Origin of the sequence: Acinetobacter sp. CIP-A165, assembly GCF_000367985.1 — a bacterium.
In the GTDB taxonomy this organism is placed as follows: domain Bacteria; phylum Pseudomonadota; class Gammaproteobacteria; order Pseudomonadales; family Moraxellaceae; genus Acinetobacter.
Window position 1 is genome coordinate 521,658 of the sequence record NZ_KB849201.1, and the last position, 22,777, is coordinate 544,434.

General features: G+C 41.2%; 19 protein-coding genes, 1 pseudogene and 1 riboswitch. Of the genes and pseudogenes, 9 read left to right on the forward strand and 11 right to left on the reverse strand.

All coding sequences use genetic code 11. From position 1 onward, the window contains the following. From F991_RS17810 to trpA, 4 genes and pseudogenes are all read right to left on the reverse strand, one after another. Positions 1–692, reverse strand: a pseudogene (locus tag F991_RS17810) (SPOR domain-containing protein); the annotation flags it as partial. Further along, complete coding sequence (gene folC, locus F991_RS05160; protein WP_004669517.1) at positions 683–1,969, reverse strand: bifunctional tetrahydrofolate synthase/dihydrofolate synthase; 1,287 nt, start codon at positions 1,967–1,969, stop codon at positions 683–685. The gene folC and the pseudogene F991_RS17810, both read right to left, overlap by 10 nt. Then, positions 1,966–2,868 (reverse strand): acetyl-CoA carboxylase, carboxyltransferase subunit beta, encoded by a 903-nt coding sequence (gene accD, locus F991_RS05165; RefSeq protein WP_004669519.1) that lies wholly within the window; start codon positions 2,866–2,868, stop codon positions 1,966–1,968. Before accD ends, folC begins: the two co-directional genes overlap by 4 nt. Then, entirely contained in the window at positions 2,865–3,668 is an 804-nt protein-coding gene (gene trpA / locus F991_RS05170) for a tryptophan synthase subunit alpha (RefSeq protein ID WP_004669521.1), read from the reverse strand. Before trpA ends, accD begins: the two co-directional genes overlap by 4 nt. Before the next feature lie 273 nt (positions 3,669–3,941). Here trpA and F991_RS05175 point away from each other — a divergent pair, with 273 nt between their 5' ends. Further along, positions 3,942–5,273 carry a Na+/H+ antiporter NhaC family protein gene (locus F991_RS05175; RefSeq protein WP_004669523.1) on the forward strand — a complete coding sequence of 444 codons (1,332 nt, stop codon included), beginning with the start codon at positions 3,942–3,944 and terminating at the stop codon, positions 5,271–5,273. Between the two features lie 36 nt (positions 5,274–5,309). On the opposite strand, the gene F991_RS05180 is transcribed toward F991_RS05175, so the two are convergent. Next, positions 5,310–6,332: an AraC family transcriptional regulator gene (locus F991_RS05180; protein WP_004669525.1), complete on the reverse strand. Its 1,023-nt coding sequence runs from the start codon at positions 6,330–6,332 to the stop codon at positions 5,310–5,312. Between the two features lie 114 nt (positions 6,333–6,446). Here F991_RS05180 and F991_RS05185 point away from each other — a divergent pair, with 114 nt between their 5' ends. Continuing rightward, on the forward strand, positions 6,447–7,322 hold the full coding sequence (locus tag F991_RS05185; protein ID WP_004669526.1) for a metal-dependent hydrolase: 876 nt from the start codon (positions 6,447–6,449) through the stop codon (positions 7,320–7,322). A 60-nt stretch (positions 7,323–7,382) separates the two neighbouring features. On the opposite strand, the gene F991_RS05190 is transcribed toward F991_RS05185, so the two are convergent. Next, positions 7,383–8,378: a DUF2804 domain-containing protein gene (locus F991_RS05190; protein ID WP_004669528.1), complete on the reverse strand. Its 996-nt coding sequence runs from the start codon at positions 8,376–8,378 to the stop codon at positions 7,383–7,385. Positions 8,379–8,586: 208 nt separating this feature from the next. On the opposite strand from F991_RS05190, the gene F991_RS05195 reads away from it, so the two are divergent. Next, a complete protein-coding gene (locus F991_RS05195) occupies positions 8,587–10,362 on the forward strand; it encodes a bifunctional metallophosphatase/5'-nucleotidase (protein WP_004669529.1) in 1,776 nt (591 codons plus the stop codon). 69 nt (positions 10,363–10,431) lie between these two features. Here the strand turns inward: F991_RS05195 and trpB are convergent, their stop codons facing one another. Both trpB and F991_RS05205 read right to left on the reverse strand, forming a co-directional pair. Then, entirely contained in the window at positions 10,432–11,676 is a 1,245-nt protein-coding gene (gene trpB, locus F991_RS05200; RefSeq protein ID WP_004669532.1) for a tryptophan synthase subunit beta, read from the reverse strand. Then, positions 11,657–12,316, reverse strand: a complete 660-nt coding sequence (locus tag F991_RS05205; protein WP_004669534.1) for a phosphoribosylanthranilate isomerase — start codon at positions 12,314–12,316, stop codon at positions 11,657–11,659. Before F991_RS05205 ends, trpB begins: the two co-directional genes overlap by 20 nt. Positions 12,317–12,434: 118 nt before the next feature. Further along, positions 12,435–12,648, forward strand: a riboswitch (cobalamin riboswitch). 36 nt (positions 12,649–12,684) lie between these two features. Between F991_RS05205 and F991_RS05210 the strand changes: the two genes are divergently transcribed. The 3 genes from F991_RS05210 to F991_RS05220 all read left to right on the forward strand — a co-directional run bounded on the left by F991_RS05210 (position 12,685) and on the right by F991_RS05220 (position 15,960). Beyond that, positions 12,685–14,541 carry a TonB-dependent receptor plug domain-containing protein gene (locus F991_RS05210; RefSeq protein ID WP_004669536.1) on the forward strand — a complete coding sequence of 619 codons (1,857 nt, stop codon included), beginning with the start codon at positions 12,685–12,687 and terminating at the stop codon, positions 14,539–14,541. Between the two features lie 91 nt (positions 14,542–14,632). Continuing rightward, positions 14,633–15,220 carry a cob(I)yrinic acid a,c-diamide adenosyltransferase gene (locus tag F991_RS05215; protein ID WP_004669538.1) on the forward strand — a complete coding sequence of 196 codons (588 nt, stop codon included), beginning with the start codon at positions 14,633–14,635 and terminating at the stop codon, positions 15,218–15,220. A 20-nt stretch (positions 15,221–15,240) separates the two neighbouring features. Further along, a complete protein-coding gene (locus F991_RS05220) occupies positions 15,241–15,960 on the forward strand; it encodes a glycerophosphodiester phosphodiesterase (protein ID WP_004669539.1) in 720 nt (239 codons plus the stop codon). Between the two features lie 30 nt (positions 15,961–15,990). Here F991_RS05220 and F991_RS05225 read toward each other — a convergent pair whose 3' ends face one another. After that, complete coding sequence (locus F991_RS05225; RefSeq protein ID WP_004669541.1) at positions 15,991–16,518, reverse strand: META domain-containing protein; 528 nt, start codon at positions 16,516–16,518, stop codon at positions 15,991–15,993. A 211-nt stretch (positions 16,519–16,729) separates the two neighbouring features. On the opposite strand from F991_RS05225, the gene F991_RS05230 reads away from it, so the two are divergent. The 3 genes from F991_RS05230 (at position 16,730) to F991_RS05240 (ending at position 20,128) form a co-directional block, all read left to right on the forward strand. Continuing rightward, on the forward strand, positions 16,730–17,899 hold the full coding sequence (locus F991_RS05230; RefSeq protein WP_004669543.1) for an acyl-CoA desaturase: 1,170 nt from the start codon (positions 16,730–16,732) through the stop codon (positions 17,897–17,899). Positions 17,900–18,073: 174 nt separating this feature from the next. Next, positions 18,074–19,516: a protein adenylyltransferase SelO gene (locus F991_RS05235; RefSeq protein ID WP_004669544.1), complete on the forward strand. Its 1,443-nt coding sequence runs from the start codon at positions 18,074–18,076 to the stop codon at positions 19,514–19,516. 15 nt (positions 19,517–19,531) lie between these two features. Further along, on the forward strand, positions 19,532–20,128 hold the full coding sequence (locus tag F991_RS05240) for a L,D-transpeptidase family protein (protein WP_004669545.1): 597 nt from the start codon (positions 19,532–19,534) through the stop codon (positions 20,126–20,128). Between the two features lie 121 nt (positions 20,129–20,249). On the opposite strand, the gene F991_RS05245 is transcribed toward F991_RS05240, so the two are convergent. Beyond that, complete coding sequence (locus F991_RS05245) at positions 20,250–20,942, reverse strand: response regulator (RefSeq protein WP_004669546.1); 693 nt, start codon at positions 20,940–20,942, stop codon at positions 20,250–20,252. Between the two features lie 45 nt (positions 20,943–20,987). After that, positions 20,988–22,658, reverse strand: coding sequence for a sensor histidine kinase efflux regulator BaeS (gene baeS, locus F991_RS05250; RefSeq protein ID WP_004669547.1), 1,671 nt, complete (start codon positions 22,656–22,658; stop codon positions 20,988–20,990). Positions 22,659–22,777: the final 119 nt, after the last annotated feature.

The following is a 22,777-nucleotide window of genomic DNA, read 5'->3' on the forward strand; positions in this document are numbered from 1 at the left end:
GCTTTACGTTTATCTTCAGCAGCTTTCTTGTCCGCTTCCGCTTTACGTTTATCTTCAGCAGCTTTCTTGTCTGCTTCGGCTTTACGTTTATCTTCAGCAGCTTTCTTGTCTGCTTCGGCTTTACGTTTATCTTCAGCTACTTTTTTGTCCGCTTCCGCTTTACGTTTATCATCAGCGGCTTTCTTGTCTGCGTCCGCTTTACGCTTCTCTTCTAACTTACGCTTTTCTTCCGCAAGTCGTTGTGCTTTGACTTTGTCATCTTCAATCAACTCTGGTGGAATATTATCCGAGCTTTCTTGTGCAGCATTTCGACGGGCATTAATTGCAGCATATTCCTCCGCTGCCTTACGTGCTGCAGCAGCTTCTGCTTCTTGTTGCATCTTTAAAAAATCAGCAGCAAGCGCTTCTTGTTCAGCAACGGCTTTTTCACGCGCTTGGCGCTGCTCTTCAAGCAGACGTTTTTCGGTTTCAATGTCAACAGCCATGGGTTGTAACGATACCATTTCACTGTCTTGCGCAGGCTGTGCAAGTTTTGGTTTAGACTCAGTTTGAGCACTTGGGTGTTCAATCTGAGTTTGTGTCTTGTCTTGTTCTATTTCTTCATTACCTTTGAGAAGTAATGCTGCCAATAAAACACCACCTCCAAGTAAAACAACGCCGCCCATCCAGCGTTGTTTGTTATTCATTGACATTGTTCTAAATACTCCCAGACCGCTTCTAAGGTATGAAACGAACCACAGACTAAAATCAGCTGATTGTTATTACATTTGTTCAGCGCAGTTTCAAAAGCTTGTTGGATACTGCCAAACTCATGCACCTGTTGACCGTGCAATGCATCATGTAACTGTTGCACAGGCGCGGCTCTAGGCACATCTAAATTAGCAATAAACCAATTTTTTACTGTTGTTTTTAGTAAATCAGTGACCGATGCAATGTCTTTATCTGCCAACATTGAAAATACCGCAACAACTTCTGTGTACTGTTTATTGTATTTTAGGAATTTTCGCAACTGCTTCAATAAAAATTCAACACCATGCGGATTGTGACCTGCATCAAAAACAACCGTTTTACCTTGAATTTGACGTATTTCAAAACGACCTTGCAAACACGCTTGCTGAATTCCTTGTGCGATTGCTGTTTGCGATATTTCTATGCCACTCAAGAGCACAGCAGCAACAGCCGTAGAAATATTATCAAGCGCTAACTGCCCGACTGGGAGCTGTAATGTCGTTCCTGATGATGCAAATGACCATGTTTGACCATCATCATTGAGCTGATAAAAATAATCTCGATTTAAAACAGACAAGTGAGCCTTAGTCTCGGTCACTTTATCTTGCACTGCTTGAGGCAGTTGTTGTTGTCCTGCAAAAATGACGGGAATATTCGGGCGAATAATGCCTGCTTTCTCAAACGCAATTTTTTCGATGCTATCACCAAGCCAATCAGTATGGTCTAAACCGATATTGGTAATGACTGCAATGTCAGGATCGATGACATTGACCACATCTAGACGACCGCCAAGACCGACTTCAAGCACCCAAACATCACAGTGTTGTTGTTTAAAAATAACAAAAGCAGCCAAAGTGGTTGCTTCAAAGAAAGAAAGTGATAAACCGCATTCACGGCGGGCTTGATCGACCAAAACAAAAGCATCAATCAAAGTTTGATCATCGACTTCCACACCAGCCAACTTCACACGCTCGTTGAAACGATAAATATGCGGTGACTGATAGAGACCGACTTTATAGCCTTGTGCATTTAAAATAGCGGCTAAAGTAGTTGTGGTTGAACCTTTACCATTGGTACCCGCGACTGTAAATACTTTCGCATCGGGCTGCATCACACCTAACTTTTCAGCGACTGGAATGACACGTTCTAGGCCTAAATCAATGCCTGTAACATGAACATGGCTCCAATAATCGAGCCATGTTGTTAGGGTATCTTTTGAATGTGGGTCGTGCGGTTTCAAGGTAAATTCATCAGCTTTGCAACAAGTCGATATACAGTATCACGTAACGCATGACGGTGAACAATCTGATCAATCACACCATGATCGAGTAAATATTCTGCGCGTTGGAATGGTTCTTCCAGTTTTTCACGTACCGTTTGTTCAATCACACGTTTGCCCGCAAAACCAATCATGGCTTTCGGTTCAGCAATATGCACATCACCCAGCATCGCCAATGATGCAGTTACGCCTCCATAAACTGGATGCGTCAATACCACCACATAAGGTACACGTGCTTCTTTCATTTTTTGAATCACAGCCGAGGTACGTGCCATTTGCATGAGAGACAACATCCCTTCTTGCATACGTGCACCGCCCGAAGCAGCAAAACAAATCATAGGTTGATGCAGTTCAATCGCACGTTCAGCCGCTTGTACAAAGCGATCACCCACAACTGTACCCATTGAACCGCCCATGAAATCAAATTCAAAAGCACAAGCAATCAAATCTAAACCTTTCAGAGAACCTTGCATGACCACGAGTGCTTCTGTCTCACCCGTTTTATCTTGTGCTTCACGCATACGATCTGGATAAGGTTTAGTATCTGCAAACTTCAATGGATCTTTGGCGCTAAACTCTTGACCTAACTCAGTGTTGACTTGATCAAAAAACCAATTCAAACGATCACGTGCACGCATGCGTAAGTGTTCGTCGCATTGTGGGCAAACATAAGCATTGAATGACATCGCAGTACGAGTAACCAGTGCATGACACTCAGGACATTCAATCGTCGGTTCAGTAAAGGTCGCTTTGAATATCTGTTGTTGATCCGCGACCTGAATCCCAGGAACTTCACGCTCCGTCCAAGGGGTTGCAGGGTGAAGTACTTTCCCTGTTATGATTTCTACGTCTTGACTCATACTAACTCATCGAGCGCAGCTCGAAGCTCCTTCACTTTATTCACCGTCTGTTGCACAGCCTCATCGACTGGCAATGTTGCAAAAGATTTAACGAAAGCACTACCTACAATTACGGCGTCGGCAACTTGTCCCATGGCTTTTGCAGATGCAGCATCACTAATTCCAAAACCCACACCGACTGGCACATTGGTTTTAGATTTAATTTTTGCAATCCGCGCTGCTGCTTCTGAGGTATCTAATGTTGCTGCACCTGTCACACCTTTGAGGGACACATAGTAAACAAAGCCACTGGCTTGATTGACCACATGTTGAATACGCTGATCTGTCGAAGTTGGTGCAAGCAAGAAGATTTGATCCATCTCATTTTGTTTTAAGATGTCTCCCAACTGCTGTGATTCTTCTGGTGGTAAATCCACGAGAAGAACACCATCAACGCCACAATCTTTCGCATAAGCTGCAAACTTTTCATAACCAATCACTTCAACAGGGTTTAAATAACCCATTAAAACAACCGGTGTCGTTTGGTCTTTTTGACGAAATTCTTTCACCATATTCAAAGCATCTAAGGTATTTGTTCCACCTGCTAAAGCACGTTCAGCGGCTAAGGCAATGACTGGACCATCTGCCATTGGGTCAGAAAAAGGTAAACCCAATTCAATGACATCAACGCCCGCTTCAACCATTTGGTGAAGTAAGGGAACGGTTACCTGTGGATGCGGATCACCTGCCATCACATAAGAAACAAGCGCTTTACGTTGCTGAGATTTAAGCTGTTCAAAACGAGTGGCAAGACGTGACATAGGATTATGCTTTCCTTGATTTATGTTGAGGAGTTGTTTGTAGTCGTACAAAAAACACTGCATTGTAACGCTATTTTTTGTACATTGAACAGCGTTTGACGTGATTGCACGTGCTGATTATGACCACCAACAACAGCCCTAATACATTTATCTATATTTTGGACTTTTTCTCAATGATCAAAGCTTCCTAATTTTAGCCCAATCGCACTACATTTTAGAAATCCGCCAAGCTCCTTTATACTATGCGCAATTTTTGAATGTTCTTTTGATTTTATGTCTGCCCACTCTCAGGAAAAAGTACAAAGCAATGCACTTGCTTTGCTACCACTATTGGTATTTTTGGTCATCTTTCTCGGGAGTGGTATTTATCATTCAATGATTGGGACAGAATTTGCCTTTTATCAGATCAAAGCCCCTATTGCTGCTATTCCAGCCGTGATTCTTGCTTTACTTATTTATAAACAAAAACTCAATACTGCAATTGAAGATTTCCTACAGGGCGCAAGTCATCCCAATCTGATTCTAATGTTTATGGTGTTTATGTTGGCGGGCGCATTTGCCAGCGTTTCCAATACCATTGGCAGTGTCGATGCTACGGTCCAACTAGGGCTTTCATTGATTTCAGCAGCGTATGTTTTGCCGATGCTGTTTATCATCTCCGCGTTTATTGCCACAGCAATGGGCACATCGATGGGTACAATTGCAGCCTGTGCCCCGATTGCGTTTGGCTTTTCTCAAGCGACCGATATTGCCCCGATTTATGCGATTGGTGCGGTGGTGGGTGGCGCAATGTTTGGCGATAATTTATCAATGATTTCAGACACGACCATTGCCGCAACACGCAGCCAAAATGTTGAATTAAGAGATAAGTTCCGTGTCAATATTTGGATCGCTTTACCTGCTGCATTGATCAGCTTGATCGTTTATATTTCATTGAGCCAGCATGCTGAGGAGATTCAATCCAAGCCATATGATTTATGGCTAATTCTGCCTTATCTAGCCGTTTTCTTGCTCGCATTTAGTCGCTTACATGTACTTGCTGTTTTAATGATTGGTGTGATTTTATCAGGTGTTATAGGGCTCATTGAAAAGCCAGAATTCAACCTGCTGCAATTGAATAATTCAATTTATAACGGTTTTGTGGGCATGTTTGAGGTGGCATTACTTTCCATGCTCCTCGGGGGACTGTCGGCTTTGATGCAAAAAGAAGGCGGTTTACAGTGGTTAATCCAACGGATCTACGCGATTACTCGCTTATTTAAATTTGGGAGACAACGTGCAGGTGAATTAGGCATTAGTTTCCTTGTGGTCTTCTCAAATCTATTCGTTGCCAACAATACTGTGGCGATTATTTTATCGGGAGATATGGCACGTGAAGTCGCCAAAGAATATGGCGTTGATCCGAAGCGTAGTGCCGCTTTACTTGATATTTTTTCTTGTGTGACTCAAGGGATTATTCCTTATGGTGCGCAGTTGCTTCTCGCGTGTTCGATTGCCAAACTTTCGCCCTTAGAATTGATTGGACATATCTACTATTGCTGGATTTTAGCTATCTTTGCGATACTTGCGATCGTCTTTAATTACCCACGCTTAAGAACATCTTAAAAATTCATATGAGTCTCTTTAGTTTTGTTCTGAAAACTAAAGAGACTTTAAAAACTGTTTCGGTGTAAAACCTGTCCAACGCTTAAACGCCCGTCCAAATGCACTTTGATCCGCATAATTTAAACGTTCGGCAATTTCAGAAAATGATTTACCTTGCTGCAAATAAAGCTTACTTTGCTCCAACCGATATTGATCTAAGATATCTTGAAAATTCAGTTGATACCCTTTGAGCTGACGCTGCAAAGTCCGTTCGGAACAATGCAACCGCTTGGCGACATAACGTTGCAAAACCTCTTCTTGCTGCAATAAACCTTGCTCAATATAACTTTGTATTTTCTGTTTAAATTGTTGTTGCTGAATTTCAACGGAACTGGTGCTATTCAGGGATTGCTGTGCTTGACTCGATAAAACCTGATTGAGCTGTTGATCTGCGGCAATACTCTTGGCTTTTAAAATCTGATGAGGAAAGCGAATAGCGTATTGTCCAGCATGAACTTGTATTGAACATCCATAAAACTTTTCAAAATGAAATAATGCAGTATGCGGCGCATAACCAAATTGAATCATTTGTGGTGGAATGAGCGTATCTTGTGCAATTGATTCGGCAATTTTAAAAATCAGCGCCAAGTTCAACTCATACATCTCGCGATAATCAGGATATGAGGCATTCCATACAATTTGAATATAATCTGAAAATTGTTGTACATCGAGTTGTTCTAAATTGGTCTGTTTAAAAATCAGAGAATAATAACGCTGTAATAACTGTAACGCTTGCTGTAGGTCTAAGCTGGTTGAAGCCAAATACCCCATTAAACCGAGATCTTGTAAATTGGCATGTTCAGCTAAAACAAGCGTAATTGGTCGGGTAAAATAAGGTTGAGCAGCGCGTAATAGTACGACATAACGCTCGACATCAAACTCTTGTTCATCTGGGTTTTCTAAACACGCAGCAAAAGCTTGCCAAAGTTCAGGTGCAACAACTTTAGACAAATCAATGTGTTCTTGTTGTAAAACACGATTCAACAATCGTAAGTATCCAATAATTATTTTAACTGACATGCGCCAATCTCATCCTAATCTGTCGCTATTTGTATAAAACTTGGCTGTAACTGTCAAAACATTTCATCGAACTTTCCCCATACTGAGTACATTAAAAGAAAAGGAAGAACACCGATGAATGCACATGTATCCTATCAGGTTGATCCAGTCGTAAGAACGAACTTAGACTTCCACTTAAATGAAGCACCTCGTTTTTGGTTTGGAGGCGATCCGTTCCGTACCCGTATGTTTGACGCCTTGAGCCTCACATTCCCTGATGGTGAGCGCTATTTCATTGAATGTGTTCGTTTATTTCGTGACAAAATCAATGATCCTGAGTTACAGGAACGTGTTACTGATTTTATTCGTCAAGAAGCCCAACATGGGATTGCGCATGACAAAATGAACCAAGTCATGAAAGAACAAGGTATGCCTGTTGATCAATTCACCCATCGTTTAAAGAAAATATTTAAATTTGAATTGAAAAATCGTTCTCCACAATACAACATTGCCATGACTGCGGCAGCAGAACATTTAACTGCACTGATGGCCGATACCTTCTATAGTCAAAAAGAAACTTTGGCAGAAGCAGACCCTTTTGTTCGTGCCCTGTTTGCTTGGCATGCGATTGAAGAAATGGAACATCGTGATGTGGCTTTTGATGTGATGAGAGAAGTCGGCGAAGTACCTGAGTTTACCCGTAAATCAGCATTGGTGATTACAACCGTATTAATGTTTGGATTTACCCTTTATCGTACCGATGTGATGCTTAAAACTGATGGTTTCAGTTTAAGACAACGTTTTGATATGGCGCGTAAAGGCTTACCTTGGTTCTTTGGTCGTAACGGTATTTTGACGGCAAAAAGAGCGCAATATAGCGACTGGTTTAAAAAAGACTTCCATCCGAATCAGCATCCTGTGATTCGTCAATACGATGTTTGGATTGATACTTTAGCTAAAACCAATGACCCGATTGCAGCGGGTGAGGCTTTTTGGCAAGCAGGGCTATAATATTTAAAGAGAAGAATCCCCCTCCTTTTTAAAAGGAGGTTTGGGAGGATTTCTCAACCATCACCACTTCGCATAATGCTGTTCCAATAAACCATACTGATCATTCAACACCAGCAATTCACCATTTTCTTGCTCAATCGTGCCACTCACTTTGGCTTGCCATTGATTGAACTGGCTTCCGATCAAACGCAAATTAATATTTTCAAAACGACACCACCCTGTTTGCACCAACAAGTTTAATCGGGCATCCAAAGAACGAATTGTCCAATTTTTTTCATCTTGTTGTTCAAATAAAACATCCGTAAGTGGATATAAACGCCCATCAACCCACAAGGCATTTTCATTGCCAAAGCTTTCATTTACACCAGAAGCAAGGTTAAGCCCAATGCGATGATCATTTGCATCACGGAACTGACAAGACAACCAAAACCATGCTGTCTCTGGGCGTAAAAAACCGCAGGTATCATCTAATGATGCAAGACTTTGCGCATTGAATTGTATCTGTTGCTGATCAGGAGTGATAAAAAAACCTTCAACCGCTAAAGTGGTTTGCTTTTGTGTATACGTCCAACCATTGATCCCAGTCGGGCTACATAAACTCAGTGCATCAGTCCCCGCACAAAAGATACGCGCTTTAAGCTGGACCTCACCATGTCTAGTAATTTGGATATAACGCACGCCATTGGCATGTTTCATGTTGAAACAATAGCCTGATTTTTTAAAATAGCTTTGACTAAATAACGGTTGTTCATCCAGTTTGGTTTGATAACCAAAAGGTTGAATTGAATTGCATTCAATCACTTGTTCAGCTTGATGATCATAGATATAAAAGAAAGCATGTCCCGCCCAAGATAAATCAACAATGGCAACGCCGATACTGTAGTGCTCATGCTGTATACCGCAAAACTTGAATTTCTTATATTTTAATTGCTTACGCCAGCCTTTGAGTGGATGACCATAAGGCGTTTTATAAATATAGTCATCTAGGTTAATTCGGGAGGGTAGCTGATCAAAACGTCCATAACGTGGCTGACCATTGGCTTGTATCAAATCCATGATTTTTGGTTCCGTGATCGATTGAGAGCATCCTGCCTATCATAGCCGCTAATTCATAACATTTACCTAAACCAGACCACAATTTTTTGAGTACAGTTCAACTTCACTCTAAGGTCTTTGCACTGAGATTAAAGTTCAATATTTCATCAAATATTCATACATAAGTTTTATCTTTAAAAACAATCTTATACCACTTGATCAAAAAATCATGAAGACGCGTACTCTTTTTAAAGTAAATGCAATGTGTGTAATGCTGTTGGCGCTAACCGCCTGTAATGATAGTGATGATAATCAACCACCCAAAACTGAACGAAAAAATCAAAGTATCAATATTCTTGCCTTTAATGACTTTCATGGCAATTTAGAACCACCTAAACGCTTCATTGAAGCAGATGATCCCCATGATCATAGTAAAACGGTACAAATACCTGTCGGTGGTGTCAGTTATTTTGCTGATGCAATCAAAAAATTACGGGCACAATATCCCAATAATGCGGTCGTCTCTGCTGGCGACTTAATTAGTGCCTCTCCATTAATCTCATCGTTATTCTTAGATGAACCGACCATTGAAGCAATGAACGATATTCAAATCGATTTTAATGCGGTGGGAAATCATGAATTTGATCGTGGAACCGATGAACTTCGCCGTTTACAAAATGGCGGCTGTCAGCAATATACCAGTACTAAACCCTGTCAAATCAACCCAAACTTCTCTGGCGCAAAATTTAACTTTCTCGCTGCCAATGTTTCGATGAAAGCTGATCCAAACAAGACGCTTTTCCCTGCCTATAAAGTTAAAACCTATGGTGGTATTCCTGTTGCCTTTGTAGGGCTAACTTTAGAGGCAACTCCGAGCATCGTTTCTGCTGCTGGGATTACCGATGTCAACTTTCATGATGAAGCAGATACCGTCAACGCATTGGTTCCTGAGTTAAAGAAACAAGGGATCGAAGCGATTGTGGTGGTGGTGCATGAAGGCGTTGCGCCAAGTACCAAATTCAATAAGAAAACCTGTGATGGGTTGAGTGGTCCATTAATCGATGTATTGGAACGCTTAGATCCTGCGGTTGATGTTGTGGTATCTGGTCATACGCATCAATCTTATATCTGTGACTATGCAACCAAGAATCCACAAAAACCGTTCTTACTCACATCTGCGGGACAATACGGTACAGCCATTACCAATATCCAACTCGAACTGGATGGAAAAACTGGTGATGTCATCAAAAAAGATGCCACACAAGTACCAGTACAAAGTGAAAGCTATACCTCAGGCACAACGACAGTCAACTTAACCGATCTGTACCAAAAGTTTAGTAAAACGCCAAGTATTGAAGCGATATTAGATAAATATCGTCCAGCCGTTGCGACAATTTCCGCACGCGTGGTGGGTTCTGCAAGCACTGTTATTGATCGTAATCGTACTGAAAGTGGCGAAACCGCGCTGGGTAATTTGATCGCCGATGCTCAACAAGCGGCAGCACTTGCAGCCAGCAATCAAGGTTCGGATTTTACATTGATGAATGCGGGTGGTGTACGCGCAGACTTACTGATTAATAGTAGTAATCAAATTACTTTCGGCGATGTGTTTAGCGTACAGCCATTTGGTAATTCATTGGTCACGCTGAGTCTCACTGGCAAACAAATTCGTGAACTCTTAGAACAACAATGGTCTGGCGCGAATGCAACAACGCCTCGCATCTTACAACCGTCAAAAGAGTTCAGTTATTCTTATAAAAAAGATGCGACCGCCACACCTCGAGCGAGTAATATCTTTGTCTCTGGGCAAGCGCTGGTCGATACTCAAATCTATCGTGTCACGGTTAATAACTTCATTGCCGATGGTGGTGATAACTTCACCGTTTTAAAACAAGGGAAGAACCCAATTGGTGGCGGACAAGATATTGATGTTTTTGAGAAATACGTGACTCAAAACTCACCACTCAGCGCACCTGCAACAGATCGTATCAAGCTGATTCCATAATCGGTTTTAAACAATAAAAAAAGGGAAGCATATTGCTTCCCTTTTTTGCTTGTAAAGAACTGAAGTGCTTTACATCTCAACCATTTCAACACCATCAATACGTGCAACGGTCATCAAGTCCTTATCACCGCGACCTGAAACAGTGGCAATAATGATTTGATCTTTAGACATCGTTGGCGCAAGTTTGGTGACATAGGCCATAGCATGAGCGCTTTCAAGCGCAGGAATAATCCCTTCGATCTTGGTTAAATCACGGAAACCTTGTAACGCTTCTTCATCATTGATCGGCACATATTCAACACGGTGCATATCTTTTAAGAAACTATGTTCTGGTCCTACACCTGGATAATCAAGACCTGCCGAAATACTATGGGTTTCAATGATTTGACCCTGTTCATCCGACATCAAATAAGTACGATTACCATGCAATACACCGACATGACCTGCATTCAATGGTGCCGAATGCTTACCTGTTTCAATGCCATAACCTGCAGCTTCAACACCGTACATTTTCACATCTTGATCATTCAAGAATGGATAAAACAAGCCCATTGCATTTGAACCGCCACCAACACAAGCCACCAAAGCATCAGGTAAACACCCTGCTTGCTCTTGGATTTGACGGCGCGCTTCACGACCAATAATCGACTGGAAATCACGAACTAGCTGCGGATATGGATGTGGACCAGCCACGGTACCAATCACGTAATAAGTGCTATCCACATTGGTGACCCAGTCACGCATCGCTTCGTTCATAGCATCTTTCAATGTTTTTGAACCGCTTTGCACAGGCACAACCTTCGCACCAAGTAAACGCATGCGGTATACATTCATCGCTTGACGTTTAACGTCTTCCGCACCCATGAATACTACACACTCAAGGCCTAAACGTGCTGCAATCGTTGCCGTCGCAACGCCATGCTGACCAGCGCCTGTTTCTGCAATGATACGTTTTTTACCTGATAGTTTTGCCAACAAGGCCTGACCAATGGTGTTATTGACCTTATGTGAACCTGTGTGATTCAAGTCTTCACGTTTCAAGTAAATCTGCGCACCGCCGAGTTGCTGCGACCATCGCTCTGCATGATAAAGTGGGCTAGGACGACCAACATAGAACGCAAGATCACGGTCAAATTCTGCCAAAAACTGTGCATCATTTTTCATACGACCATAAAGATTTTCTAAATCTTCAAGCGCAGCCATCAGCGTCTCGGACACAAAACGTCCACCATGAATACCAAAATGCCCTCGAGCATCTGGAAACTGGGTATAGTCAATTGCCTGATTTTTTTGACTAAGATTTTGCTGATCCACGTTGGACTCCTTGCATAAATTTTTCAATGAGTTGTTGGTCTTTTATACCTTTTGCGGACTCTACGCCTCCGCTGACATCCACAGCAAAAGCAGCTGTAGTATCAATAGCTTCACTCACATTTTCAGGGGTTAGTCCGCCTGCCAAAATTAGTGGAATATCAAGTTGTGGAAATAGATTCCAATCAAAGCTGTGCCCTGTTCCACCCTTTAGCTCAGGATGCCATGCATCTAATAAGACTGCACTAGCACCCGCAGCTTGATAACGTTGAATTTCGGTCACAACATCGATATCTGGTTTTACCTGAATCGCTTTATACCAACGACGCTTGCAGTGTTGAGCAATCTGTTGGCATTGTTCGGGTGTTTCATCACCATGTAGTTGTAATACATCCAAAGGAACTGAATCAAGCACCGTTTGTATTTCTGCGGGACTTGCATTGACAAATAAGCCTACCAATTGCACGTATGGCGGAACGAGCACTGCTAATAATTGAGCTTGTTCAATGCTGACATGACGTGGACTCGGTGGGAAAAATACCAAACCGATCGCATCCGCACCAGCTTGCACAACAGCATGAATATCTTGTGTTCGGGTAATTCCACAAATCTTGGCGCGAGTTCGCAGTTGGATTTGGCGCATGTCATGTCCAATTTTAAATGAATACTTTTAAACCATCGTATTGTAATGCAATTTGACCTTCATAGGGCAAAGTTCATTCCGAAATGCGATTGTTTAAAAAACGTTAACACTTTATACTTTGATAAATTTTGCAACAAGTCTAAAGCAATTTCTTTTGCTTATAGGGAAGTTGGTGTAAGTCCAACACTGCCCTCGCAACGGTAACACCGTATTATTAATCTTAGCTCTACGCCAAATCACTGCATCTGTATGATGTGGGAAGATGATTAATAGCATCATTATTGTGATGATATAGTGAAGTCCGGAGACCTGCTTGTTGTTATCTTCTACGCAAACATTCACGAAGGGTGAATGTATGGAGCAACATCATGTCTACTACTTTTCAACCGACTCGTTTAGTTGGTGCTATCGCTATTGCGATGGGGTTTTCCTCTCCTGCTTTTGCTCAAAGTCAATCTAGTGAAAAAACAGCCTCACTTGATACCATCGTTGTAACAGCTTCTCGTACTGAACAGAAAATCAGTGAAGTACCTGCTCGAATTAACATTATTGAACCAAAAATCCTTGAGCAATCTCCAATTGCATCTTTACCGCAATTGCTTCAAACAGATGCTTCGATCAATATGGTCCAAAGCGGTGGTTATGGGCAAACTGCTTCGATTTTTTTAAGAGGTACAAACTCAAATCACACCTTACTTTTAAGAGACGGTGTTCGTCTTAATTCAAACACATCTGGTGCAGCATCCTTACCTTTTATTGATACAACAGATATTAAGCAGATCGAAGTATTAAAAGGTCCTGCCTCTGTTTTATATGGCACTGATGCAATTGGTGGTGTGGTACAACTGATTTCAAAAACACCTGAAAAAACTTCCGCTTTTATCACAGGCGAAATTGGTGAAAATAAAACCTATAAATCAGTCATTGGTGCAGATCTCGCTGAAAATGGTTTCTATGCCCAAATTCGTGGGCAACGTCTAGAGACTGATGGCACATCTGTAACAAACGCAAAAAACAGCAAGAAAGCCAGTTTTGACCAAAAGGGCTATAGCGCAAAAATTGGTGTCGAAAAAGAGCTATTTTCTGCTTCTGTCGATTATAGTGAAAACGAAGGCTATAGTGACTATGACAACTATGGCAACCTAGTTTCTCAAGACTTCAAGAATGAAGTTATCAATGTCAAAGGTCGTGCAAATGTTCTTGATAATCTAGCTATTCATGCTCGTTTATCACAGTTCAAAGATGATTTGAACCAAAATAACTCACCAGATTATGTTTACAGCACAACACAAGAAGCTGAACTTTATACGAAATGGCAAATAACTCCAACTCAAAATATTTTAGTGGGTTCAACATATAAAGACATCAAAGGTGATGTTTACTCTAAAAACCTTTGGGGTGGTCAAGATGTTAAATATAAAGAGTCTGTAGATACAATTGGCTATTTTGCGCAACACCAATATCAACATAATGGTATAGAAACACAAGTTGGTGTCCGTGTTGAAGATAATGATAAGTTTGGTACACATACTGTTGGTCAAGGTGCTATTCGCTATCAATTACTGCCGCTTACTAGCATTTACGCCAATATAGGTTCAGCATTTCGCGCACCGACAACTAATGATTTGTATGCGATTTCATGGGGTGCAAATCCAGACCTCAAGCCTGAAGAAAGTTTTTCCTATGAGATCGGTATCGATCAAAAGTTAAACTACAATATTGATCTTGGTTTATCTATTTACCGCAACCAAGTTGATAACTTGATTAGTTCTAAAGCTGGAAAACTTGAAAATGTTAAGAAAGCAACTTTTACAGGTGGTGAAGTATCGTTCAAGTGGCAACAAGACGAACTATTTTTAAGTACAACTTATGCTTATGTACAAGCAAAAGATGATGAAACTAAAAAAGACTTAACACGTCGTCCACGCCAAAGCTTAAGCCTAACAACTGGATGGGATGATGGAGAATACGGTGTTTCAACTTCTATCGTTGCTAAATCGAATTCGAAGGATTTTGCAGACTGGCCATCAACTACACCAACAACTACACCAGGTTATGTAACAACGAATGTAAATGTGTATTGGCAACCTATTCCAATGGTCAAACTCTTTGCAAATATTGAAAACATTGGTGATGTAAATTATAAAACAGCTTATAACGGTAACGGGGTGTATTACATCAACGGCGGTCGTCAAGCTTCAGCGGGTGTCACATTCCGTTATTAATCTTGCGATAACATCATAAACATATTTTCTTAACTCCAGTTTCGAGGTAATGTCTTGACCGCATTGCCTCTTTTTTATTTTAGGAAATCCGATGGGACATCGTTTAAGTAAAATCTATACACGCACAGGTGATTCAGGCACAACAGGTTTAGGTGACGGTTCACGTGTTGCCAAAGATGATTTACGTATCACTGCTTTGGGTGATGTCGATGAGCTCAATGCAACGATTGGCGTACTTCGCGCACAAATTAGCGCGAGTCAAATCAGTGATAAAAACCAATGGGACCAAAGCCTGAGCTTGATTCAACATTGGTTATTTGATTTAGGCGGAGAGGTTTGTATTCCAAACTATCACCTACTTCAACCTGTTTGTATCGAATTTCTAGAAAAAGAAATTGATCGCATGAATGAATCTTTACCGATGTTGAAAGAGTTCATTTTACCGTCAGGTACTTTAGCGTGTAGCTATGCACACCAAGCACGTGCGGTATGTCGTCGTGCAGAACGCGCATTGATGTCAGTGCATGCACGTGACCAAAATATCCAAGCAACCGCATTACAATTACTCAATCGTCTATCAGATTGGTTATTTGTCGCTTCTCGTGCATTACAACGTGCTGAAGGTGGTAGTGAAGTGTTGTGGCAGAAAAATATTAATGACAGTATTGATCCAGAATAACCATATTAGGCAGCACATAAATGCGAATCATCGGTCATCGTGGAGCACGTGGTGAAGCACCAGAAAATACCTTAGGTGGGTTTCATTATCTGCATGGTCTTGGTGTTCGTGCTGTCGAATTTGATGTTCGACAACTCCAAGATGAGCAACTGGTTGTAATTCACGATGACAACTTTATTCATACCACAGGTCTGTCGCAGCATGTCGAAAGTTGCAGCTTAGCTCAAGCTCAACAATTCGATCATCGCCATCTATGGCAAACTTGGGCTGAACCTGAATATACGCCGAGTTTAGAACAAGTTATGGCGTGCTTAACCGACTTTGAACATATCGAGGTTGAAATCAAAGCCGTTGCAAATGATGCCGCAGCTGAGAAACTAATTATTCAGTTACATCAAGACTTAAAAGGCTTTGAGCAAACAGCAACTATTACCAGTTTTGATCTCAAAATTTTAGCGGCATTACAACAGTATCAGAGTCATTTTAAACGTGGCTTATTGGTCGAGATACCAATTGCTGAACATGCAATCGAATTGGCTCAGCAATATGGATGCCATCAGATTGGTTGGAAAGATCAGCTTGCAACGGATGAAATCATTAAAATCTCTCAGCAAGCTGATCTAAGTATCAGTGTTTGGACCGTTAATGATATTGAACGAGCAAAACACTTACAGCAGTTAGGTATTCAGGGTTTAATTACTGATATTCCAACCACCATGTTGCAACATTTATCCTTATAAAAATGGTGGAATAAATTCCACCATTTTCCTTTATTTTTTCTTTTGTGCCTGAATCAAACGCTGCCCTTTCGCATCCAGCAAATATAAGTTTGTGCCATCAAATTGAAAGCGCTCAACACGTTGGATCGCATCCAACAGATCAGCCTCTTGTGCCAAGGCTTTATTACAACTCAAATGTCCCGCCCTTACATCAAAATCAAGTTTGCGTTGAGCAAAATCAAAGGTATAGCGACCATAGATATTGTTACAGCCTGTATGCCCAGAAACACTTTTAGCAATTGAGTTCAGCGAAAAACTCGGATACTGATTAAAGAACAATGCACGTTTGTTTTGGATCATGGTAATTTGCCAATCAACATCTTGAATTCCATCAAGACTTTTACGAACCTGCAAAGTCGGAAGTTGGTTAGCGTGTTTGGGTTGTAAGGTGTTTTTTTGCACTTTAGTCGGTTGGCTTTGACAAGCGGCAAGCATCAAAACAGCAGAAAGTATTAAAGTTTTGTGAACATATGCCTTCAAAGCGTAAATAGGATTTTTCACGATAATTTGCTCAGACATTGATTTGTTTCACCTTTTAATAGATAAGCCGATGTGGTAAACGAATTCTGTTACGGTTCTTTCGATACAACTGTAGAATAATACTAGTGCTTATTGATTTGAGCATGTTAATATCAGGACTAAAATAGCAATATATCGTCATGATTGGTCTTGCTATCTCGTTTAGTTTTATTATCTTGTGTGAACAAGGTTATTAGGAGCGCTGACGGATATGAATTCCGCCCCACTCAAAAAAGCACCCATTAACTGGACTGCTAGCATTACCTTAATTGGAACTCCAATTCTTGCTGCTATTTTAATCCCTTTATATGCTTATTATTATGATTTTAGTGTAAGTGCTTGGGTCAGTTTGTTTTTCCTTTTGGCTTTAAGTAGCTTAGGAATTACAGCAGGTTACCACCGTCTTTGGGCACATCGTGCTTATGATGCGGCATTACCACTCAAAATCTTACTGATGATTGGCGGTACTTTTGCAGTTCAGAACAGTATTTTGTTTTGGGCTTCAGGTCACCGTACTCATCATCGTCATGTCGATGACATTGATCAAGACCCGTATTCAATTAAACGCGGCTTTTGGTATGCTCATTTAGGCTGGATGATTCGTGATCACTCACCATCTGAACCTGACTATAAAAACTCACCTGATTTATTGAATGATAAATTGGTGATGTTCCAACATAAATACTATGTCCCACTGGTGATTGCTGTCCATGTTGGTGTCTTAGGTGGTATTGGTTGGGCTGTCGGCGACATTTGGGGTGTAGTTTTACTTGGTGGTTTACTACGTTTAATCATTAGCCATCATGTTACTTTCTTCATTAACTCGCTATGCCACATGTGGGGCAAACGTCCTTATACCGATGAAAATACTGCACGTGACAATTTTGTCTTGGCTATTTTCACTTGGGGTGAGGGCTATCATAACTATCACCACATTTTCCAATACGATTATCGTAACGGCGTGAAATGGTGGCAGTATGACCCAACAAAATGGTTGATTTGGACCAGTTCTAAACTCGGTTTAGCCAAAAATTTACGTCGTATTCCAAGCTTTAATATCAAAAAAGCTGAGCTTGCAATGCGCTTTAAATATGCTGAACAGGATTTGGCGATTTATGGGCATGACGTCAATACTGACATCGTACAAATGAAACAACGTATTGCTCAAGAATATGAAGCATTTACCCATACCTTAAATGATTGGGCAAAATTGAAAGAACAGGAGCTTCAAGCGAAAAAAGCAGCGATGGCTGAAAGAATCCATCAAATCGACCACAAGCTGAAAGTCGATTTCCAATTGCTTGAACATCGTTTAAGTCACCATCGTGAATGTTTAGAAACCCTAATGCGCAACATCAAAAAAGCGCCTGTTTCTGAATAACTGACTAAATAATTTCTAAAATGGTCTCTTTATGGGGCCATTTTTTATGCCGATCAATTCTGCACAACAACTTTATTCGTTACACTACAGCAAGCCCCACTTGCGCCGCTACAATCGCGGCTCATATCAAAATTTGCTATAGTCTTTGCTCTGCCCTTTCAAGATTTCTATCTTATGCATTTTAACCCACGTTATGCGTCTCTCGATTCCAAGCTTTATCATCAGCAACAGCCCACCCCCTTACGTGGTGCGAAAGCAGGACATTTCAATGAAAGCTTAGCTGACGAATTGCAATGGAGTGAAGAAGATAAAGCCAACTGGGTTGAGATTTGTAGTGGGCAAAAAACTTTTTCCGAATTCACCCCATTGGCAATGGTCTATGCAGGTCATCAATTTGGACAGTGGGCTGGGCAGCTTGGAGATGGTCGTGGTTTGTTGATCGGGCAAATTTTAAATCAGCAAGGTCAAACCATAGACCTACACCTCAAAGGTGCGGGTGCGACCCCCTACTCTCGTATGGGTGATGGTCGCGCGGTACTTCGCTCAGTCATTCGTGAGTACTTAGCTGGTCACGCACTCAATGCCTTGGGTATCGCCTCAAGTCATGCAGTTGGTTTTACCACCTCGACCCAAGGGGTCCAACGTGAAACATTAGAACTGGGGGCAATGTTATTACGCACCTCAGAATGTCATATTCGTTTTGGGCATTTTGAGTGGATCAATCAATACGCACCTGAACTTTTGCCAGAATTCACACAAAAATGTATCGAATGGCATTATCCAGAATGTTTAAATGCTGAACAGCCAATTCTCGCTTTTGCTCAAGCGGTGATTGATCGAACCGCACTGATGATTGCCCAATGGCAACTTGTCGGTTTTGCACACGGTGTCATGAATACCGACAATTTAAACATTACTGGTTCAACCCTAGATTTTGGGCCTTATGGCTTTTTGGAACGCTTCCGACCAAACTGGATCAACAATCATTCGGACGATCAAGGACGATATACTTATCAAAACCAACCGAGTATTGGACATTGGAATCTTTGGAAATGGTTAAATACACTGATTCCATTGGCAAAGCCTGAAGATAAAGAGCAATTCAAACATGATTTGGCGCAATGTTTAGAACAATATGAACCGACATTTTTAGAATATTATAGTCAAGGTTTATGTCAAAAAATGGGACTACCCAATTTTCATAAAGACAGTTTAGATTGTAGTTTTGCTTTCCTCGGAATTTTGCAAACAGAGCAACTGGATTACACCCAAAGCTTTATTCGTTTGCAGCAACACGACTACAAAGCTTTGAGAGATGATTGTATTCATGTGCAGCAGTTTGATGACTTCCTCACACGTTATCAAAACATTCGTCAGCATCAAGATACTGTTGAATTAGATCAGGCGATGCAACAAGTAAATCCACATTATGTTTTACGCAATCATATGGCGCAAAAAGCCATCGAACTGGCTGAACGCGGTGATTTTAGTGAGGTAGATCGCTTATTCAAACTTTTAAATCAGCCGTATCAGAAGCAATCTGATTTGGAAACTGAACAAGATATCGCACCATTACCAAGTGATGTGCCTGAAGTTGTGGTGAGCTGTTCATCTTAGAAAGAGGTTCGATTAATGAAAGTTTGGCTGGCACTGTGCATTTTTGTAATTCTAATCATCATTGGCGTTGTGGTTTATCATTATAAACAATACCTCCCCAGTTCGATTTCGACACAGCAAACACTCGTGCCCAAAGCACTTTCAACCGAAGATATTCAGCAACTTAAACAAAGCAAGCCAATTACCGAGATCGAAGTCTTTAAAGAAAAACGTCGTCTTCATCTTAAACACCATGATGAGATCGTACGTGATTATCCAATGCGTTTAGGCTTTGATCCAATTGGGCATAAACAATTTGAAGGTGATGGAAAAACGCCTGAAGGTGAATACCGAATTGATTGGCGCAATCCACAAAGTGCTTTTTATAAATCACTGCATATTTCTTACCCCAATCAAGCTGACCTTGCCTATGCACAGCAACATGGTCAATCTGCGGGTGGCGATATTATGATTCACGGCACAGTTCCCAAAGATCGAACATCCATCCCTTCTAGCGCAACTTATATGCCGCAAGGCGATTGGACTTTAGGTTGTATCGCTGTACGCAATATTGATATGGATGAAATCTGGCAATTGGTGGATAACAATACCAAAATCAAGATTCACCCATAATATCGAAACAATCTAGATTAGCAGTAGATATATGCAGCACTATATAAAGAAAACTATCCACATTTTCTGTGGATATGAGCCACGATTGTAGTGGCGCAAGGGTTACCCACAGGATAAACTTTTATTTACTCTCATCAGGGTATTCAAAACGATAGCCTACGCCATACACAGCTTGAATCCATTCATGACGATTCCCTGTTTCGGCAGCATCAGAGATCTTGCGGCGCAGATTCTTAATGTGACTATCAATCACACGGTCTGCCACATCAAAACTATCCGGGTTGATGTGATCCAATAACTGCGCACGTGAATACACCTGTCCTAAGTGCTCTAAAAACAGTTCCAATAAACGGAATTCTGTTGGGGTCAAAGTTAACGCTTTTTGTTGATACCAAATCCGTTGCTGTGCTTTATCAATACGGAATAAATCATTTTGCTCAGGCTCGGCTTTACGTTCTAAACGGCGTAAAACCGCTTGCACACGTGCGACCAATTCTTTCGGGCTAAATGGTTTACAAATATAATCATCCGCCCCCATATTTAAGCCCAGTACCCGATCAATCTCTTCAGTACGGGCTGTCACCATAATGATGGGTAAATCTGACTGTTCACGCACTTTACGGCAAATGGTCAAACCATCCATCCGTGGCACCATCAAATCTAAAATCATCAAGTTTGGTTTGCGTTGTTGAAAATGCGTATAAGCCTCCTGACCATCATGAAACATACTGACTTCAAAACCAGCCGCTTCCAAATAATCACGAACCAACTGCGCCAGTTCCACTTCATCTTCAACCAACATAATATGTTTCATGTCTTCATCCTATTCATTATCCTCAAGCAAAAGAGGGTCTCAACGTTATTTCATTTGTTTGGGAAAAGTCAGCACACAACGCAATCCACCTAATGGTGAATGATCAAAAGTCAACGAACCACCCAATGCCTGTGCCAATTTACATGAAAGTGCCAAGCCTAAACCTGTTCCACCTGTACTGCGGGTACGTGAGTCATCGACGCGATAGAAACGCTCTCCTAGTCGTGCCAATTGTTCGTCATTGACCCCAAATGGACTATCGTCCACATACAATATCCATTGTTGCTCATCTTGTTGAGTGTGAATCTGTATTTTTCCACCCTGTTCTGTATAGCGAACACAATTGCCTAATAAATTCACGATAATCTGTTTAAACCGATCTCGATCTAAAGATAAAGTTGCATCCTCTCCTGCAAGCAACACTTCCAACTGATGTTGTTCAAAAGTTGACTTAAAATTATCAACTTCTTGTAACACCACATCCCAAGGATTCACTTCAGCAAAATAACATTTCAATTGTTGTGCTTCGGCTTGTGCTAAATCTGCCAAATCCTGTGTCAGCTTCTTTAAACTGGCGACTTGTCGCATCATTGCATCTAAATGCTCTGGTGTCGCTTTACGAATCCCATCTTGCATCGCCTCAATTTGCGCTTGCAATACAGCCAATGGGGTTTTTAGCTCATGTGAAGTATCGGCGACCCATTGACGGCGTGATTGTTCATGTTGATGCAGAATATCAGCCAAATGGTTCAACTGATTGGACAAATCACCCAATTCATCATTTCGCCTAATCTTAACTTGGTACTGATAATTGCCTCGCGTCAGTTCCAATGTGGCATCAAGCAAACGACGAATCGGATTTCTAAAGTAAGCGGCCATCAGTAAAGCAGCCACCATACTGGATAACACGGTTAATGCGTATACTAAAAGTAAATAGCGCTTTTGATTGCTAAAAAAGTTAATACTTGATGCATCATCTTGATCTAGCACAGGCTTTAAGCCGAGATAGCCCACCACCTTTTGCTCAACCATAATCGGACGATACGAAATTTGATCTGTGGTTGGCTCACCCACAATAAATTGTTGTTTTTCATTATATAAAGATAGTCGAGAACTTAGCCCCAAACGATCAGGAATGGATACAAAGCGCTTTTTCCCTTGTGCATTCACATTGTTCGATTTACTTTCCTGTTCACCTTCTGAGCCTTCTTTCTTTAGGCGAAATTGACTCGGACTGAGCGGAAAGCGTAACCCCTCAAAGGGTTGGTATTCAGAAGGCAAATTCTGCTTTAAAACACTGAGTTCTTCTTCATTGAAAATCTGACGATTTCTTATTTCAGTATTGTTTTGAGTCAAAGCTGGAGAAAGGTTTAATAGAGTATGCTCATTAAAATAGCGCTGTTGCAGTGCAATATCATATTGACGACGCAACCACCACTGAGATAAACGATCATAATCGTCAGGCGCAGCAGTACCTTCAATCTGTAAAATTTGTGCCTGAACCGCATTGCCCCAATCATGATAAATCGTATACACATTGGCTAAATTGGCAATCAGTCGATCGAGCTTCTGCATTTCTACATCAGCAACATAACGTGCAAAGTTCTTTTGCATGGTCCAATGCAAAACACCCAAGCTGATCGTTGCGATCAACAAAGTGGTCAGTAGCACAGTCAGAAATAAACGTAAGGCTATCGGAATACGACGAACATTCAAAAGCTAAGTCTCAATAGTGTTCTATTTATGGATTGTAACCAACATGGTCCAAAAAAACTCTCCATTGTTTCTTCATGTTTATTATCTAATCTTTAACCATCAAATCACAACCTATTTGC

Coding starts and splice junctions, on each gene's coding strand:
- accD (WP_004669519.1), bottom strand. CDS start 2,868: ATGAGTCAAGACGTAGAAATCATAACAGGGAAAGTACTTCACCCTGCA.
- trpA (WP_004669521.1), bottom strand. CDS start 3,668: ATGTCACGTCTTGCCACTCGTTTTGAACAGCTTAAATCTCAGCAACGT.
- F991_RS05175 (WP_004669523.1), top strand. CDS start 3,942: ATGTCTGCCCACTCTCAGGAAAAAGTACAAAGCAATGCACTTGCTTTG.
- F991_RS05180 (WP_004669525.1), bottom strand. CDS start 6,332: ATGTCAGTTAAAATAATTATTGGATACTTACGATTGTTGAATCGTGTT.
- F991_RS05185 (WP_004669526.1), top strand. CDS start 6,447: ATGAATGCACATGTATCCTATCAGGTTGATCCAGTCGTAAGAACGAAC.
- F991_RS05190 (WP_004669528.1), bottom strand. CDS start 8,378: ATGGATTTGATACAAGCCAATGGTCAGCCACGTTATGGACGTTTTGAT.
- F991_RS05195 (WP_004669529.1), top strand. CDS start 8,587: ATGAAGACGCGTACTCTTTTTAAAGTAAATGCAATGTGTGTAATGCTG.
- F991_RS05205 (WP_004669534.1), bottom strand. CDS start 12,316: ATGCGCCAAATCCAACTGCGAACTCGCGCCAAGATTTGTGGAATTACC.
- F991_RS05210 (WP_004669536.1), top strand. CDS start 12,685: ATGTCTACTACTTTTCAACCGACTCGTTTAGTTGGTGCTATCGCTATT.
- F991_RS05215 (WP_004669538.1), top strand. CDS start 14,633: ATGGGACATCGTTTAAGTAAAATCTATACACGCACAGGTGATTCAGGC.
- F991_RS05220 (WP_004669539.1), top strand. CDS start 15,241: ATGCGAATCATCGGTCATCGTGGAGCACGTGGTGAAGCACCAGAAAAT.
- F991_RS05225 (WP_004669541.1), bottom strand. CDS start 16,518: ATGTCTGAGCAAATTATCGTGAAAAATCCTATTTACGCTTTGAAGGCA.
- F991_RS05230 (WP_004669543.1), top strand. CDS start 16,730: ATGAATTCCGCCCCACTCAAAAAAGCACCCATTAACTGGACTGCTAGC.
- F991_RS05235 (WP_004669544.1), top strand. CDS start 18,074: ATGCATTTTAACCCACGTTATGCGTCTCTCGATTCCAAGCTTTATCAT.
- F991_RS05240 (WP_004669545.1), top strand. CDS start 19,532: ATGAAAGTTTGGCTGGCACTGTGCATTTTTGTAATTCTAATCATCATT.
- F991_RS05245 (WP_004669546.1), bottom strand. CDS start 20,942: ATGAAACATATTATGTTGGTTGAAGATGAAGTGGAACTGGCGCAGTTG.